Source organism: Pseudoalteromonas sp. SG45-2 (genome assembly GCF_014164115.1).
Classification (GTDB): Bacteria; Pseudomonadota; Gammaproteobacteria; order Enterobacterales; family Alteromonadaceae; genus Pseudoalteromonas; species Pseudoalteromonas distincta.
Genome location: NZ_JACJEO010000034.1, coordinates 21874 through 39112 on the forward strand (window position 1 = coordinate 21874; position 17239 = coordinate 39112).

11 protein-coding genes are annotated in these 17239 nt (G+C 40.4%); 6 read left to right on the plus strand and 5 right to left on the minus strand.

The window, feature by feature from the left end:
* The first annotated feature begins 10 nt into the window (after nt 1–10).
* A complete protein-coding gene (gene gtfA, locus H5116_RS18925; RefSeq protein WP_002960098.1) occupies nt 11–1483 on the plus strand; it encodes a sucrose phosphorylase in 1473 nt (490 codons plus the stop codon).
* A 95-nt stretch (nt 1484–1578) separates the two neighbouring features.
* Here gtfA and H5116_RS18930 read toward each other — a convergent pair whose 3' ends face one another.
* Both H5116_RS18930 and H5116_RS18935 read right to left on the minus strand, forming a co-directional pair.
* A complete protein-coding gene (locus H5116_RS18930) occupies nt 1579–2610 on the minus strand; it encodes a LacI family DNA-binding transcriptional regulator (protein ID WP_182695370.1) in 1032 nt (343 codons plus the stop codon).
* 80 nt (nt 2611–2690) lie between these two features.
* Nucleotides 2691–3584 (minus strand): AraC family transcriptional regulator, encoded by an 894-nt coding sequence (locus H5116_RS18935; protein ID WP_024596981.1) that lies wholly within the window; start codon nt 3582–3584, stop codon nt 2691–2693.
* Nucleotides 3585–3746: 162 nt separating this feature from the next.
* Between H5116_RS18935 and H5116_RS18940 the strand changes: the two genes are divergently transcribed.
* The 4 genes from H5116_RS18940 (at nt 3747) to H5116_RS18955 (ending at nt 8782) form a co-directional block, all read left to right on the plus strand.
* Nucleotides 3747–5267 carry an aldehyde dehydrogenase family protein gene (locus tag H5116_RS18940; RefSeq protein WP_182716840.1) on the plus strand — a complete coding sequence of 507 codons (1521 nt, stop codon included), beginning with the start codon at nt 3747–3749 and terminating at the stop codon, nt 5265–5267.
* 455 nt (nt 5268–5722) lie between these two features.
* Nucleotides 5723–6475 carry a hypothetical protein gene (locus H5116_RS18945; RefSeq protein ID WP_182716841.1) on the plus strand — a complete coding sequence of 251 codons (753 nt, stop codon included), beginning with the start codon at nt 5723–5725 and terminating at the stop codon, nt 6473–6475.
* A gap of 429 nt (nt 6476–6904) precedes the next feature.
* Nucleotides 6905–7204, plus strand: coding sequence for a hypothetical protein (locus tag H5116_RS18950; RefSeq protein WP_004589576.1), 300 nt, complete (start codon nt 6905–6907; stop codon nt 7202–7204).
* A gap of 168 nt (nt 7205–7372) precedes the next feature.
* The gene (locus H5116_RS18955) at nt 7373–8782 is read left to right on the plus strand and encodes a S41 family peptidase (protein WP_259398879.1); all 1410 of its coding nucleotides are present in this window, start codon (nt 7373–7375) and stop codon (nt 8780–8782) included.
* 34 nt (nt 8783–8816) lie between these two features.
* On the opposite strand, the gene H5116_RS18960 is transcribed toward H5116_RS18955, so the two are convergent.
* Entirely contained in the window at nt 8817–9719 is a 903-nt protein-coding gene (locus tag H5116_RS18960) for a LysR family transcriptional regulator (RefSeq protein WP_169060758.1), read from the minus strand.
* Between the two features lie 130 nt (nt 9720–9849).
* Here H5116_RS18960 and H5116_RS18965 point away from each other — a divergent pair, with 130 nt between their 5' ends.
* Complete coding sequence (locus tag H5116_RS18965; protein WP_182716842.1) at nt 9850–10608, plus strand: SDR family NAD(P)-dependent oxidoreductase; 759 nt, start codon at nt 9850–9852, stop codon at nt 10606–10608.
* A 508-nt stretch (nt 10609–11116) separates the two neighbouring features.
* On the opposite strand, the gene H5116_RS18970 is transcribed toward H5116_RS18965, so the two are convergent.
* A complete protein-coding gene (locus H5116_RS18970) occupies nt 11117–14050 on the minus strand; it encodes a TonB-dependent receptor (RefSeq protein WP_182716843.1) in 2934 nt (977 codons plus the stop codon).
* Nucleotides 14051–14115: 65 nt separating this feature from the next.
* A complete protein-coding gene (locus tag H5116_RS18975; protein WP_182716844.1) occupies nt 14116–16776 on the minus strand; it encodes a glycoside hydrolase family 16 protein in 2661 nt (886 codons plus the stop codon).
* Between the last annotated feature and the right edge of the window lie 463 nt (nt 16777–17239).

Consider the following 17239-nt stretch of genomic DNA (forward strand, 5'->3'; position numbering starts at 1 on the left):
TAATCACACAATGATGAAGAATAAAGTTCAATTGATCACATATGCTGATCGAATCACTGGCCAAAATATAGGCGCGCTAACCACACTTTTAAACGGCCCTTTAAAAGGCGTATTTGGTGGTGTGCACTTATTGCCATTTTACAATCCTATTGATGGCAGCGATGCTGGCTTTGACCCTATTGACCATAGTGAAGTTGATTCTAGAATAGGCACTTGGGAAGACATACAAGTATTAGGTAAAGATCTCGACTTAATGGCTGACCTAATTGTTAACCATGTATCGGCGCAGTCTTTTCAGTTTCAAGATGTATTAGCTAAAGGTAAGCAATCAGAATTTTGGGATTTGTTTTTAACCAAAGATGATGTATTTCCAAATGGTATGAGCGAAGCTGAGCAAAAAGCAATTTACCGCCCACGTCCTGGTAGTTGCTTTACCCCAATGAAATGTGGTGATGGTAAAACGTATGACTTCTGGACCACTTTTACCGATAACCAAATTGATATAAACGTAAAAGTAGAAGCCGGTGTTGCGTATTTAAATAACGTACTCACTAAATTTTCGGCTAACAATGTAAATATTATTCGTTTAGATGCGGCGGGTTACGCTATTAAGCAAGCTGGCACTAACTGCTTTATGCTTGATGAAACGTTTGGCTACCTAGATAACTTATCTAAGCAAGCAAACGATTTAGGCATGGAAACCATTGCAGAAATTCATAGCCATTATCAAACTCAGGTAGAAGTGGCAAAACGCGTAAATATGGTTTACGACTTTGCGTTACCACCGCTTATTTTACACAGCTTATTTAACAACGATGTAGATGCACTGCTCAAATGGTTACAAATTTCGCCACGTAATTGCTTAACTGTACTTGATACACATGACGGTATTGGCATTATTGACGCAGGTCCAATGGGCGACAAACCAGGGCTATTAAATGCACAGCAGATTGATAACCTAGTAGAAACAATGCACGCCAACAGCAACAACCAAAGCCGCCAAGCTACGGGCGCTGCGGCGAGTAATGTCGACTTATATCAAGTTAACTGTACGTACTACAACGCATTAGGCGCTAAAGACTTTGATTACTTACTGTCGCGTGCAATTCAATTTTTTGCTCCAGGTGTACCACAAGTTTATTACGGCGGCCTATTTGCTTGCGAAAACGACATGGAATTACTGACAAATACAAATGTAGGCCGTGATATTAACCGCCCATATTTAGATGCAAATATAATCGACAAAGCCTTAAATAAGCCTGTAGTAAAAGGTTTAATTGAATTAATTAAAATTCGCAATTCACACCCTGCATTTGCAGGTGAATTTAGCGCCCAAGGTGAAGGCAGTATGTGTTGTTTATCGTGGCAACTAGATGAGCAAACTATTTCACTTACTGTTGATTTTAAATTACGCCATGCACTTATTACGCAGGTAAATGGTGATGAAGAAACAACGATTAACTTAAATTCATTTTTAGCTTAATGTTATAAAAGTAATTTACAAACGCCATGTAAAGCAAAAGCCAAGCTTAAGTAGCTTGGCTTTTTAACACATAAAACTATTACAAGGTTTGTAAGCTAACTACTCGCACCAATCTCTAATTCGTAACTGACTTCCTGAGTTTTTTCTTCTTTAGAAATAAATAATTCGGCGGCTATAACGCCTTTTTCTTGGCTGTTTTGATGAATGGTGGTGAGGCGAGGCACAAACCGGGCTGCTTCATCAATACCATCAAAGCCCACAATACGCAGTTCTTCACCTATTTTTATGCCTTGTTTTATTGCTTCTCGCATTGTGGCAAGCGCAATTAAATCACTCATACAAATAATAACGTTAGGACGAGGGGAGGCACTTAAAACCTCTTTAGCAGCAATATTAGCAAAACGCTCGCTACTTTCAGGAATGTTCCAAATACGATCGTCAGCTACCGTAATATTTGCCTCGCTTAAAGCGCGTTGATAACCACGTAAACGTTGATGCGAAATAGATTGTCCGGTTTCAAATTCGTGGTGTTCATACACGCGGCATAATACGTTTTCATCAAGTAATCTAAGCCCTAATATAGCCACTTTATCGCTTTGATTATGCAGTACGTGTTTAGCAATTTCGTAACTTGCTTGCTCGTTATTAATATTTACAGAGGCATTGCGAGCAATATCAAAATCAATTGTCACTACATGTTTAGACACTGTTTTTAACTGCTCAACTAACGCGTTATTACGAGGGCGGCCATAACAAATAAAGCCATCTACCAAGTCGACCACGTTGTTAAGGTTACCGCTATTACCTGAAAACAATAAAACATTAATGCCGTTTTTTTCAAGCACCGAGGTAACACCGCGCATAAAGCTGCTAGCCACAGGGTCCGACACCATGTATTCCACACTATCGGGCAGCACTAAAGCGACAATATTAAATGTGCCATTACGCAACGATTGCGCGGCCTTATTGGGCCCGTAATAGCCCAAAGTTTTACACGCTGCAAGAATATCGTCTCGGCGTTTAGCCGATAGCTGATCAGGGCGATTAAACGCATTAGATACTGTCGCGTTAGACACACCTAACTCTTTAGCAATACTTTTTAGGGTCCAGCGGGTTTGCTTACTCATACCAATTCTTTACTCAATACACATGTTAATAAACTAACATATTCAGGGCGTTAGCAAAGTAAAAAAATAAGATTTTAGGGCTAATGTCGGCATTCTTTAGGCGCAATGCCAAAGGTTTGTTTAAATAGGCGACTAAAGTGGCTCGCGCTATTAAATCCAACATCAAAGCACACTTGGCTAATTGCATGGCCTTGTAGTAATTGAGTACGCGCTTTTTTTAGTCTTAACTGTTGCTGCCAAAGGGCTGGGGTAGTGCCAAATGCGAGTTTAAATTGATGATAAAACTTACTTCGGCTCATACATGCTATTTTGCATAAGGTATTTATGTCGAGCGTTTCACTTAAGTGTTCTTCAATATAAAGCAGGGCATCGCTCACTTTTGTTTTAAGGCGTGGCTTATCGCAGCTAGCTAGCAATAGCTCGCGGCTTTGTTGTTGTAATAAACGGGTGATCAATTCGTTCAACGACAAATCAATCAAGTAATGTCGCTGTGCGCCTTGCTCACTAAATAAATGCACCATGCGCTCTAATAATTGCTGCGTTTGAATATTATGTTGGGTATGCACTAACTGAGGTACATATTCAAATAAGCCATCGTGTGCAAAATTTTGCTGCATGTTTAGTGCATTCGCCACGCTCGTTATTTTATCTGTGCTAATTTCAATGGCTAAACAGGTGGTTGGGGCGTGCATTGATGCTTGTGGAAAATCAATTAAAACACCTTGCTCTGGCGCTAATACAAACGACTCGTGTGGTAAAAATACTTTATGGTATTGGCTCCTTTCTACGTGCATTACCTTTTTGCCGCTTAGCATGGCACAAAACAGCAGCTCGTTTGAGTGCAGTGCCACCTTTTGCGCGCTTTGATACGTGTCGTAAATACTCAACTCACTGCTATCTGCAGCGAATGTGACTTTATTTTCTATTAATACATCAAGTTGTTGGCGTTTTTTGTTTAACTGAGATGTGTGCATATCAATCCTTTAGGTTTTTATTAGTTTGGACTCACAGACAACTTTTGTGGACAGCTAATCAAGTTTTTAGGTACTTGTTAGTTTAATGTCGATTAAATATAAAGCATTTTGTTTTATATAAATGTTCGACCTTTAGCTAACAACAATAAAGAGATCACACACATGATATATGCAAATCCAGGTAGCGACGGCGCACTCGTAAACTTTAAACAACAATACGGAAACTACATTGGCGGAGAGTGGGTAAAGCCTGTAAATGGCCAATACTTTGATAATATAAGCCCAGTAAACGGTAAGGTATTTTGCCAGATACCGCGTTCAGACAAAGACGACATAGAGCTGGCTCTCGACAAAGCGCATGCAGTGCGAGAGCAATGGGGCACAACGTCGGTGACCGACCGAAGTAACATACTGCTAAAAATAGCCGACAGAATTGAGCAAAACCTAGAGTTACTAGCTGTTGCCGAAACATGGGATAACGGTAAAGCAATTCGTGAAACACTCGCTGCTGATATTCCGCTAGCGGCAGATCACTTTCGCTACTTTGCAGGGTGCCTACGATCGCAAGACGGCACTATAGGTGAAATAGACGCAACCACCGTTGCGTATCATTTTCATGAGCCACTAGGTGTTGTTGGGCAAATTATTCCGTGGAACTTCCCTATTTTAATGGCCGCCTGGAAACTAGCGCCAGCACTTGCTGCAGGTAACTGCGTAATTTTAAAACCGGCTGAGCAAACACCAGCTTCTATTTTAGTTTTAATGGAGATAATTGGCGATTTACTCCCTGCAGGCGTATTAAATATAGTAAACGGCTTCGGTAAAGAAGCGGGTGAAGCACTGGCAACAAGCAAGCGTATCGCTAAAATTGCATTTACAGGTTCAACGCCTGTGGGCTCACATATTTTGAAATGCGCTGCTGAAAATATTATTCCTTCAACGGTCGAGCTTGGCGGTAAATCGCCCAATATATTTTTTAATGATGTAATGGAAAAAGACGATGCGTTTTTATCCAAAGCTATTGAAGGCGCCGTGCTTGCTTACTTCAACCAAGGCGAGGTGTGTACGTGTCCATCAAGGCTGTTTATTCAAGAAGACATTTACGAGCAGTTTATTGAGCGAATACTCGAACGTACCTTAAAAATTAAACGCGGAAACCCGCTAGATAGCGAAACTATGGTTGGCGCACAAGCTTCAAAAGCGCAATTTGATAAAATACTGAGCTACATTGAAATAGGCAAAAAAGAAGGCGCTGAAGTACTCACTGGCGGTAATGTAGAGCAGCTAAGTGATGACTTAAACGGTGGTTACTACATACAACCTACGTTATTAAAGGGCACAAACGATATGCGTGTGTTCCAAGAAGAAATTTTTGGCCCTGTTATTTCTATGTCGACCTTTAAAGATGAAGCCGAAGCACTCGAACTTGCCAACAGCTCAGAATTTGGCTTAGGCGCAGGTGTGTGGAGTAGAAACATGAACCGTGCTTATTCCATGGGGCGTAAAATTGAAGCTGGCCGAGTGTGGACCAACTGTTACCACATGTACCCAGCACATGCTGCATTTGGTGGTTATAAAAAATCAGGAATAGGGCGCGAAACACACAAACTAGCACTTGATCACTACCAACAAACTAAAAACCTATTAGTGAGCTACAGCGAAGATCCGCTCGGCTTCTTTTAAATAAAGAGCCTAAGCTTTAAATAAACAACCATTAAGTAATAATGCCAGCGCTACCTATTTGTAGCGCTTTTTTATTTAGAGTCCTTTTATTTCACAGTGCTCACAACACTATTTCAAACGTGTTGCAATATATAGGTACAATACCAACTGTATTCAAAACGTTAAAACCTAAGCGTTTTAAATAACTCATTACCTGCGTTAAAAAACGATTTTACAATATTAATTTTTTATAAAAGTTGCTCTAAAAATGTGCAGTGATTTATGCATTGTCGAATATTACTGATCTCCCCCATTTAGGTGTGTTACAGCATTAACGGAGATTTCTTTGTAGTTAACTAATTGTTTACAGGTGGTTATTTGCTGGCTAAGATAAATGCATTGTAATATAGGGACATTTGTCGGTTTATAAAACGACAAATGTCGTAGACAAAGTTGTTAGGCTTCACTGAGTATCTATGAACAAATTTAATCTAATAGAAAATGCAAGTGATTCCTTGGAACATGCATTAAGACACATGGGGCCAATTGAGGAAAAAGGGCTGGGGAATTGGAAGAGGATTATTGTTGATCTTGCGCACGTTGTAGAGCTTTTGTTTAAAGAGAAGCTCAGGCAAATTCATCCAGCGTTTGTCTTCACAAATATTGATAAATACCCATCTCCATCTCAACACACTGTAAGTAGTGAACTTGCTTGTAAAAGGCTGCAAAAAATTGGCGGCGTTAAGTTCAGCGACGAAGATCTAAATGCTATTCAAACTGCTAGGGAAAAGCGGAATGAAATTGAGCACTTTGAATTTTCAATATCAGACCAAGAAGCAAAGACATTAGTCGGGCAGGTTTTACTATTTGTCATCAATTTCTCTGAAGAGCATTTAAGCTTGGACTGGAAGTCAAAGCACCTAAAGGAAAATGGCCTTGCTGTTTTATATAGTTACACGGAGTTCTATAGCAATTATCTTAAGGCAGCTTACGAAAAAATAGAAAAAGAAGATATTGCTACTATAAAGTGCACTTCCTGCCACAACTTGACCTTCGACATCGACAATGAAATTTGCCTTGTCTGTAGCCACGAAGAAGAAGTTCTTGATTGTAAGTGGTGCCAATCTCCTTACATATATTCAGCTTGTGAATATGACGAAATGGCTGAGCTGTGCCCAGAATGCGAATACAAAGACGGATATGCGGCAGCTCATCATGAAAAGTATTAAAAGTTTAACAAGCGCGTCAATTGGGACTGGTTTTCCGCTGGCGCTACAAACCAGCCCATTAGCGGGCGTTATGAGGTGCTCTAGATAGTATGCAGAATATAAATCCATGGCTTTGGTCAGCTTTTGTAATGTCTCTCTCAGGAATCTTTTTTAGATGGGTGTTTGGTAATACGTTTGTGAGCTTTTTTCTTGCCGTATTGCTAGCTTTAGCGATAGTGCCTTTAGTTAAAAAAATTCAGAAAAAGAATTAACAAAACACCCATTTTAAACTTTGCATCTTTCGAAGCCTAGATTCTAATTGGCTAAATAAAGTACGTGTCATTATAACTTGCTTTTTGGGTACAAATTGATTGCCTTAAAGTATAAAGCTATATAACTTATTAAAGTGAATACATTTTATTGACGTAAATTAATTAGCAGGAAAGCCAAATGAACAATAAAATACTCAAATCATCTACAGCTACGTATCAAGGTGGTGTTGCAAAAGCCGATGGTAAATTTTATGTAACGCAAGGTGAGGTACGTTTTGAGCCATACAATGAAAGTGCTGGTTTAGGGCCTTATACTTTTACACGAAGCGCAATCGTAAAAATTGAAAAGTCAGCAGGGAGAGGTGCAGGCATTTTACCACTAACAAGCGATGCAATAACAATCACTTTAGATAATGAAGATACTTATGACTTTATTTTAGCAAACCCCGATGAATGGATTCGTCTACTCAAGCATTAAACAATCTCTAGAGCTGGCATTTAGGCATAATTATTTTAAGTGTGTGCTAAGTTAAACGGCATCAATAGTTTCCAGTTTTAACTATTAAAAAACTACAACAAAAGGATTTGAATGATGGTTAAAATATCTATGCTCACTATTTCTACTAGCAGCTTTATTGTATCTTTTATGGGTTTTGCTAACACCGCTGTGTCACCGCAAACGGATGAGCAGTGGCGAACAGTAATAGAAAACGATATTCAAGCTGCTTACAACATTACAGCACAAAATCACCCAGGTATGTTTGATGCTAACAACCCCGCGTTCCCTGATTTATTAAAACAGGCAAAAGCACAAGCGCTTAAACTCTCAACTCAAGCGAGCGGGCCGCAGGTTCATGCAGCGGCAATTTCTCGTTTTAGCACTATTTTACAAGATGGCCACGCCGGTGCGTTTTCAAGCGTAGATAGACCCGCGCGCCGCTGGCCGGGCTTTAGAGCTGTATGGCGAGGTGACGCGCTAAAAGTGTATTACAGCGAAACCAAAAATATTAGCAAAGGCGACGTTGTAAGCCAATGTGATGGGCAAAGCACTGATACCTTAATGCGTGAGAGAATATTTAAGTTTCATGGTGAAGTTGCACAACCTGGGCATTGGTGGCAGCAAGGTTGGCGGTTACTAATTGACGAGGGCAACCCATTTTTAACTCCTTTAAAAGAATGCGAATTTGTTAAAGCCAATGGCAATACCTATACACAAGTACTCAATTGGTCAGTAAGGCCTAAGTCAGCAAGCAGGCATTTAGAAAATGCTTATAACGGTGATGAACTCCCCATTGATTTAACGTGGCCTGATAAAAACATTGCTTGGATTGCTATGCCTAGCTTTTCATCAACAGATAAACAAACTGCTGCATACAATAAAGTGTTTGAAAAAATACAACAGCAGCGTAGCAAGTTACTTACTGCAAAAGCCGTGGTATTAGATTTGCGTCATAACCAAGGTGGCTCATCTTATTGGAGCTCACAAATAGCCAAAGAATTATGGGGTGAAAAGGTAGTAGAACAAAAAGCAAATGATAAATCTCAAAACACGCAAGTGTGGTGGAGAGCATCAAAAGATAATACCGACCATGTAGTGTCTTTATTAGAGATTGTAAAAGATCAGCCTGAATTATTGAAAATAGTTAAAACCGTAGCTGCTGGTATGGCTTTATCACTTAAAAATGATGCCCCATTTTATGTAGAACAAGAAACTAATACGCTAATTAACATGACGCAAAAGCCTTTAGCGAGTGACTTTAAAACCAAAGTGTTTGTTATAGTGCCGCCGCAGTGCGCCAGTGCTTGTTTAGATGCGCTTGATAAGTTTAAGCTTTTTGACAATACAACGTTATTTGGTGCACCAAGTAGCGCAGACTCGATGTATATGGAGGTACGTTTAGCTGATTTACCTTCAGGCTTCGGTAAAGTTGTAGTGCCAAATAAAGTATATGTAAATAGAGCTCGTGGAGCAGGAGATTTTTACAAGCCGGATGTTGCGTATAACGGTATTGATTGGACAACTAATGTGTTGCTTGAGCAGATTAAAAATCTGTAACTTGTATTAGTAACTCAAGCGAGCAACTAGGTTATTACTTTGTAAATACACTCAATTGTTCTTCAAGCCAAAGCATAAATGCACTTACGCGTTTGGGTAAGTGACGCCTATTCGGGTATAAAATATTGATTGGTAGGTCGGGCATAGCGTATTGAGGCAAAACTTGGACAAGTTCGGCAGATTCCAAATGTTTACTAATACCATGAATAGGGGTTTGAATAAGCCCAAAGCCATTTAGTGCGGCGCTTAAATATGCCTCTGAGGAGTTAACAGTAAGCTGGCTTTTCATCGTCATTGATTGCAATTGATTATTGCTATCTAAATATTCGAAACCCGGATCAGGGATACCAAGTGTTTGACTGTAGCGAACAATGTAATGATTTTTTAAATCTTTTAGAGTTTTAGGTAAACCATGATTTTTTACATAATAACGGCTTACGCAATTTAAAACTTTAAAGCTTCCTAATCGCCGAGCAATTAACGATGAGTCGGTAAGTTCGCCCACTCTTACTACGCAATCAAATCCTTCTTTAATGACATCTACTCGTCTATCGGAGCTGCCAAGTTCTATTTCAAGATTTGGGTGCATTTTTAAAAACGAACTTAAGTTTGGAATTATGGTATCTCGACTAACAGCTTGTGGCATATCTACACGTATTCTGCCTGTTAAACCTTTATCCTCAGTTACAAATAAATTTTTTAAATCGTCAGCGTCACTGATAATTCCTAGTGCACGTTGATAAAATAGCTCACCGTCTGAAGTCATATTTACAGTGCGTGTAGTACGGTGTAATAAACGCGTATTTAATGTACTTTCGAGCATGGTTACTGCTTGCGATACACTTGACTTAGGAAGATTTAAGCTTGTTGCTGCTTTAGAAAAACTACTGAGTTGCGCTACTTTAATAAAAATACGTATTGCGTTTAGGTCTTTCATAATACCGTTTATTGTTCGTTTATTTTGAACAGTGTAACTCTTTTCAGCCTGTTTATCTTTGTTGCTTGAAAAAATATACTGGCTTGGAAGTTATTTAACTCCCTGCTTTTATTTTCAACAGGATATAACAATGAACAAACGAATTGCAGTGATCACCGGTGGTAATCGTGGGCTTGGTAAAAGCACGGTGCTTTGCCTTGCAAAGCAAAGTATCGATTGCATTTTTACTTACCGTCGTCATGAAAAAGAAGCAAAAGAGGTTGTAAAGCAAGTACAGGATCTAGGCTCTAAAGCGGTTGCATTGCAATTAGATGTAAGTGATATGCTCGGCTTTGAGGATTTTGCACAGCAACTACAAAATGTCCTGCAGACTCATTGGCAACAAAGTGAGTTTGATTACTTAATTAATAATGCAGGGGTGGGGCTTACTAGCAGTTTTGCAGACACAAGTGAATCAACTTTTGATACGTTAGTAAATATTAACTTAAGGGGAGTATTTTTTGTTACCCAAACATTGTTACCCTTTATAAAAAACGGTGGTCGTATTATTAATTTATCAAGTGGTTTAACGCGTTTTTCATTACCCGGTCATATTACTTATGCAATGACCAAAGGTGCAATAGAAGTAATGACAAGGTATTTAGCTCAAGAACTTGCACCTAAAAATATTGCGGTAAATGTTGTAGCCCCTGGTGCAATTGAAACCGACTTTGGTAATGGCGTCGTTCGTGATAACGATGAAGTAAATGCGTTTATTACATCACAAACGGCAATGGGCAGAGTTGGTGTAACAGACGATATAGGGCCTGTGATTGCTAACTTATTAGCGGACGAAAACCGTTGGATGACAGGCCAACGACTTGAGGTATCGGGCGGTATGTATATGTAATCATACCAACCGGTATGAATCTTTGAGCAATTTAGTGAATTAAATTGCACTATAACGTCGCTGAATTTTTATTTAGAACAACTAGGGTCTGTTGATCTTTCAAGGTTAAATTTGCAGCAGTCTGTTTGGTATTTAGGCAAGGCAGAGCCTATGTAGTGTGGTTATTCCCCATAAATGGGCGATAACGTAGCATTAATGCCAAACAGGCGCTGCCCAAAGGGTTCTTTCTAGGGGCTATTTACTCTTTGTTGCTCGGTTTTTACTTAGCCCACTAGGTTACAAACCTCGCGCCGCGATTAAATAGCCCCTAGTTTGAACAAATTTTAATCCGCAAAGATCAACAGACCCTAGGTACAAAAAATTTTGGCTAGATCTAGCGTAATTTTCTTACGTTAAATAGCCCCTATACATAAACAGATTGGTACCATTTATTAAAAAATTATAACTTTAGACAATAAAAAACCGCTCAGTGAGCGGTTTTTTGCATTTTTTACTAAAGGAAATTTAGTTAGAACGTGTAACGGGCACCAATTGAGTAACGTGGACCGTACTGATTAGCAAATAAGAACTGCTCTTCGTAACGTCCGTAACCCTCTTCGGTGGCATTATTTAAGTTTATGCCATCAAAAAATACCGTTACGTTTTCGTTTACATCGTAGTTAACGCTCATATCCCATTGGCCATACGCTTTAGCATATTGCGGAGGCGCATCAGCTGAACCTTGCGCTTGGCCAACACCAATTAGGTACGAGTCGCGCCATGCATAAGTAATTTTAACTGATAGGCCGTCTTTTTCGTAAAAGCCTTGGAAGTTAGCTGAGTCACTTAAGCCTGTAAGTGGTGCTTGTTGATCAAGGCTTTCGCTATCAAATTCAACGTCGCCATCTACAAATGTTGCGTTAACACCAACACCAAAACCGGTTTCACCAATTAAGTGCTGTACTGCAACTTCAAAACCATCTACCGATTTACTGTCGGTGTTTTGCGGTTGGCTAATATTCCATGTAATTAGCGGATCGTCGCTGTTTGGTTCAATAACGCCATTTGCATTGCCGTAACCGCTGGCAATCATTTGTGCAAAAATAGCGTCGGTTGTTGCTTGCTCACCACGTGATTCAATATCGCTTACAGCTTGTAAGTAACGAGGGCCGTTTAAAATATCGTGCAAGCCATCAATAGTAGTTTGCGTAATGGTGGTTTGAATAAAGTTATCAACGTCTTTTTTAAAGTAACCAACAGATGCGTAGCTGCCTTCTGCGTAGTAATACTCAAGTGATAAATCAAGGTTTGTTGATTCAAACGGCAATAAGTTTGTATTACCTTGGCTACCTGTACGAGAACCCGGTTTTGGGCTGCCTGTTAAGCTGCGGCCACCGGCTAAATTACCCAGTGGTGCACGCGACATTGTTTTACCCCAAGATACGCGGGCTACTACGTCTTCAGTTAAATCAACACTTACGTCGATTGAAGGCAGTAAAACATCGTAATCACCTTGTTGCTCTAAGAAGTTATCATCGCCGCCAGCAGCGTATTGCATGATCCACTCAGAAGCGCTGATCCAATTAACTTGATCCTCAACGCGTTGACGTACAGTACTGGTTACATCTGTTTGCTCATAGCGTAGGCCTGCATTTACTTTTACGTAGTAGTTACTTACGTCAAATTCCCAGCTTGATTGAACATAAAAGCTATTAGTGATTTCTTCTACGTAGCTTTCGCTGTCAATACCATCCATATATGCATTTGCGGCGTATGCATCGCCGCCTGTCACATCAGCTGTTAAATAAGCTATTTGGCGTGCTACAGCTTCGTCAAAATCGTAGGTATAGTAGTAACCAGGTTGTAAGTCACTGCCGCCCCCTTCAAATTGATCTAAAAGGCCCGATGTATCGTGACGGGTAAACATGCCGTCTGGGAATATTTCTGTATATGATGGGTTAAAGCCTGGACCACCTACTAAACCACTCCACGCGGTGTAACCACCGGTGTTTTGTTCTGTACGTGATGCGCCAAATTTAACTTTAACTAAACCAATGTCATAACTTTCGTTATACCATGTTGTATGTAGCTGTAATTGTTCAATGTTTGACTCACCCGGTGAGTGAGTAAATTGACTAAAGTTTGAATCAATTTCGCCAGGCGTTAATTCACTTGTGCCATTTAACCAATTAACTTGTGCACTGGGTACTTCGCCTGTGCGGTAATCATAAATTTTATTAGCTAGCTGATCAGAACCTAAAATTACTTGGCCGGCACTTCCCAGCCCATTGTCGGCGCCGTTATCGGTTTCGTTTTTAGAGTCGTGGTAATCAAGCTCTACGTGCCACGTGTCGCTAATTTCCCAATCTAGGTTTAAACCAAGTGAGCGCGCTTTTACTTCTGTAGTGCCTTTGTTGGCTGTAAACGAGGCATCGTTACCGCTAATATCAGCATAAACAGCCGTACCATTTTCATCAAGCTCGTAGCCATTAATATTGCTACCAAAGTCGTTCCAAATACCCCAACCAATACTTTGAGAACCTGTTACAGCTTTACTTGCGGTGTAATCAAGTGTTGCTACAAAGCCATCTACCGGTGCGTATTGAAAGGTAACTTGTCCGTTTGTACGTTCACGTTCTACATCTTCAATAGAATAGTTCATGTCTTTAGGGAAGTAGTAGTTACCTGCAGAATCTGTGCGGTTATCAACTACGTTGCTGCTATCTAATTCAGGTAAGTCTACGTTTGCCTGCCAGCCTTGAATATTGGCACTTTGTTTTTGAAAGTCACGCTCTTGGTGCGAAAACGAAAAACCAAAGCCAAAAGTGTCATCTACAAAAGTATTGCTGTAAACAGTAGAAAACTCTGGTGTTACGTCATCGCCAGCTTCGTTTGACGAATCGTGGTTTGCTTTAACGGTAGCTGAAAAGTTTTGACCCGGCTTTTGAAAAGGGCGTGCAGTAGAAATATTTACAGTTGCACCTAAGCCACCGCTTGGCACGTCTGCACGTGCTGTTTTAAACACTTCAAGGGCACTTACGCCCTCAGAGGCAACGTTTTCAAGATTATACGAGCGTGTATAACCTGTGCCCGGCATTTGGCGGCCATTTAAGGTTATTAAGTTAAACTCAGGGCCAAAACCACGTACTGTAATTTGGCTACCTTCACCGTTTGCACGGCTCACCGATACACCGGTAATACGTTGTAATGATTCTGCTAAGTTGGTATCTGGGAATTTACCCATTTCTTCAGATGAAATGGCATCTACAATGCCAGAAGAGTCGCGTTTCATATCCATAGAACGAATAAGTGAACCACGAATACCTTTTACTTCAATAACTTCTACATCAGATGAAACGCTTGTTTCTGCTTCTGCCGCAATAGCTGTGTTTAATGTGCTCGCAGCAATGATGAGAGACACAGAAGCCGCAAGTTGGCTCTTTTTAAAATTGAATGTGTTCATAATAGCTCTGCTTTATAAAATGTTGTTGTGTAGCAATAGGCGCTAAGCGCCTATTGGTGTGTGTTTTATGGATTTGCAATAATCACGTTATCTATACGGTAAAGCGCGCCATCGCCCATGTCCCAGCTAGGAAAAACCATAATTACGTTTAATGCACTAATGTCTAAGCCGGCATCAAATAATTGCTGAAGAGGGAAGGTGTATGTTTGCCATTCGCCCGTTACAGGTACTTGGCCTTCAACACTGCTAGATAAAGCAAGCTCTACGGCACTCGATGTACCAATTGATTCAATTTTAAATAGCCATTGAGCGTCAATATCTGAAGGGGCTGATACAACTTTCATATCAAATTGAACTACACCATTTTCAAGTATTGCAGAGGCATCAAACGATACGTCTTCATCAGCTATAAAGCCCATTACTGTAGCAGTAGAACCAATGCTAAATTGCGCTACTGCGCCATGCGCGTCATCATCGGTTTCTGTTGTTGGTGTAGAGCCACCACAACAATCCCAAATACTCCACTGATCGGCAGCTGCATCTTTAAATACAGTAAGCTCACCCGTTGCAGCTGGCGCTGCATTTGGATTATAAATCTTAACGTTATCTACACGGTAAACAGAGCCTTCACCTGCCCCCCACGCTGGGAAAATCATTAATACATCTATAGTACTTACATCTAAGCCAGCAGCTGCAAGATCAGACAATTTAAATGTATATGTTTGCCACTCGCCAGTAACTGGCGCTAAGCCTTCAACACTTGCCGTTAATTCAAGCTCTACTGCAGAGTCGCCGCCATTTGACTCAACTTTAAATAACCACGGTGTAGCTGGATCGCTAGGAGTAGAGGTTACTTTTAAATCAAATTGAATAACGCCTTCATCTAAAATGCTACTAGCGTCAAACGATTCGCCTGCGCCTCCTGACGATGTGCGGCTATTAAAGCCCATCACAGTAGGCTCTGCACCAATGCTAAACTCTGCAGTTAGACCATGTTCTTCATCATCCATAGCTTCAACAGGGGTTGAGCCACCACAACAATCCCACATTGGCCATGCTAGATTTTGCTCATCAGTAAAAATAGTAAGCTCAGGTGATACGCCTAAGTTATCTTGAGTAATCTCAACATCGTCAATTAAATAAACAGCGCCTTCACCTGCGCCCCATGCTGGAAACACCATGATCACATCAATTGCACTAATATCTAAATTTGCTGCATCTAGATCTTTTAGTAAAAATGTATAAGTTTGCCATTGGCCAACAACAGGGCTTACGCCTTCAACACTGTCTGTAATCGGCATTTCTACTGCGCTAGAACCTTCATTACTTTCAAGTTTTACAAGCCAAGCTGCATCAGCTGTGCCTGGTGCATTTGTTACTTTCATTTTAAAGCGAACGTAACCTTCATCCAGCATTGGAGATGCATCAAACGGGCTGGCTTTTCCTGCTTCGTCAGTAATAAAAATCTCACGGCTAATAAAGCCCATTACAGTGGGTTCTGCACCTACTACAAATTCAACTACATCACCTTGGGTTTCATCTGCAACAATAGCGGGAGTAGAACCACCACAACAATCCCATGCAGGCCAATTTGGATTAAATGATTCACCAAAAATAGTTAGTGGTGTTGCAATGCCTGTCGAAGGTGGGCTAGGGATTGGTGCATCGCCTTCAAGCAACGCATCGTCTAAGCTATTGTAACCTGGGCGAATAGTTTCACAGCCTTTACCTGTTTCAGGGTTTGATGCACATTGATAAACACGTACGTAATCAATAGCAAAGGTTTGGCCGTTTTCAAATGCGCTAGCGTCTACACCTAAATCATTTACGTTTTCAGGCCAGTCACCGCCTACTGCTAGGTTTAGCAATAAGTGAAAGTCTTTATCAAATGGTGCGCTATCCCAATGCGTTGTAAGTTCGCCAGAACCTTGTTCAAAGTATTCTGCAAACCAACCACGATGTTTTAGGCCTACAGCCTCACCACTTGCATTAGTACGAACTTCTGATTGACGCTGAGTTGCATAAAGGTAACCGTCTACGTACCAGCGAATTTCACCTTCTTGCCATTCAACAGCATACGTGTGGAAATCATCTGCTGGATTAGTATCTTCAGGGAATTTGTATTCTTGCCCTGTGTAGCTGTTATCTGGCCACGCACGTCCGTAATGAAGGGTGCCGTGGATACTGGACTCTATACCGCCATCTTCATCTGGTGTTTTAAGGTTTACTGATTCTAAAACATCTATTTCGCCAGAACGAGGCCAAGTGCCGTAAACTTCATCAGTTGGCAGCATCCAAAATGCTGGCCAGCTACCTTGTCCTGATGGAAGTTTGGCGCGCACTTCAAAGCGACCATATGTAAAGTCGGCGTTGTAACGCGTATTTAAGCGCGCTGAAGTGTAAGGTTTTTCTGCACCCTCTTCAGCGGGTAGGGCAACAATGTTTAACACACCGTCTGCAATAAATGCATTTTGCTCACTGTCGGTGTAACACTGTTTCTCGTTGTTACCACCGCCATCGCAGTTTAATTCATAGTTCCATTTGTTTGTATCAATGGCTGAGCCTTCAAACTCGTCGCTCCAAACCATTTGCCAATCTGATACTGGCTCAGAGGCATCTACATTTTCAAAATTTGATTTAGTGGCAGAGTCACCACCACAGCCAGCTAACGTAACTAAAGAGATAGCGGCAAGTAAACGTGTAATGTGCGTTGTTTCAATGTTCATAACTGAACCCCGGTTTCAACAGATTATTGTCAGATTAATTGTTTTTTGAGCTTTGTTTTTCATGCTGTAAGCGCTTACATTTTAGATTGTGTTTTGTAAGCGCTTACAAATGATATTGTGGAGTACGCAAATGGTCAACATATTTGTTTATTTTATTTACAATTAGTTTACGGTAAGACCAGTTTACCAATTTTAGGTTGTATATAAATTGCAGTTTATACAATTAGTTATGTTGTTTGTGTTTTTTGATGGGAGCGTGAGCGGAATATTTTTTACGTCAAAAAAGTAGGAAAGGACTTAACAATTAAAAGGTTAGTTACAGGTATATTTATAGTATTTAAGGAGTATTTTGTTTATACCAATCTACATAAAAGCAATTTTAAGTGGATTGGTATTGTATGAGATAAAATATGCTTGTTTTTACTTGTTTTTACTTGTTTTTACTTGTTTTTACTTGTTTTTA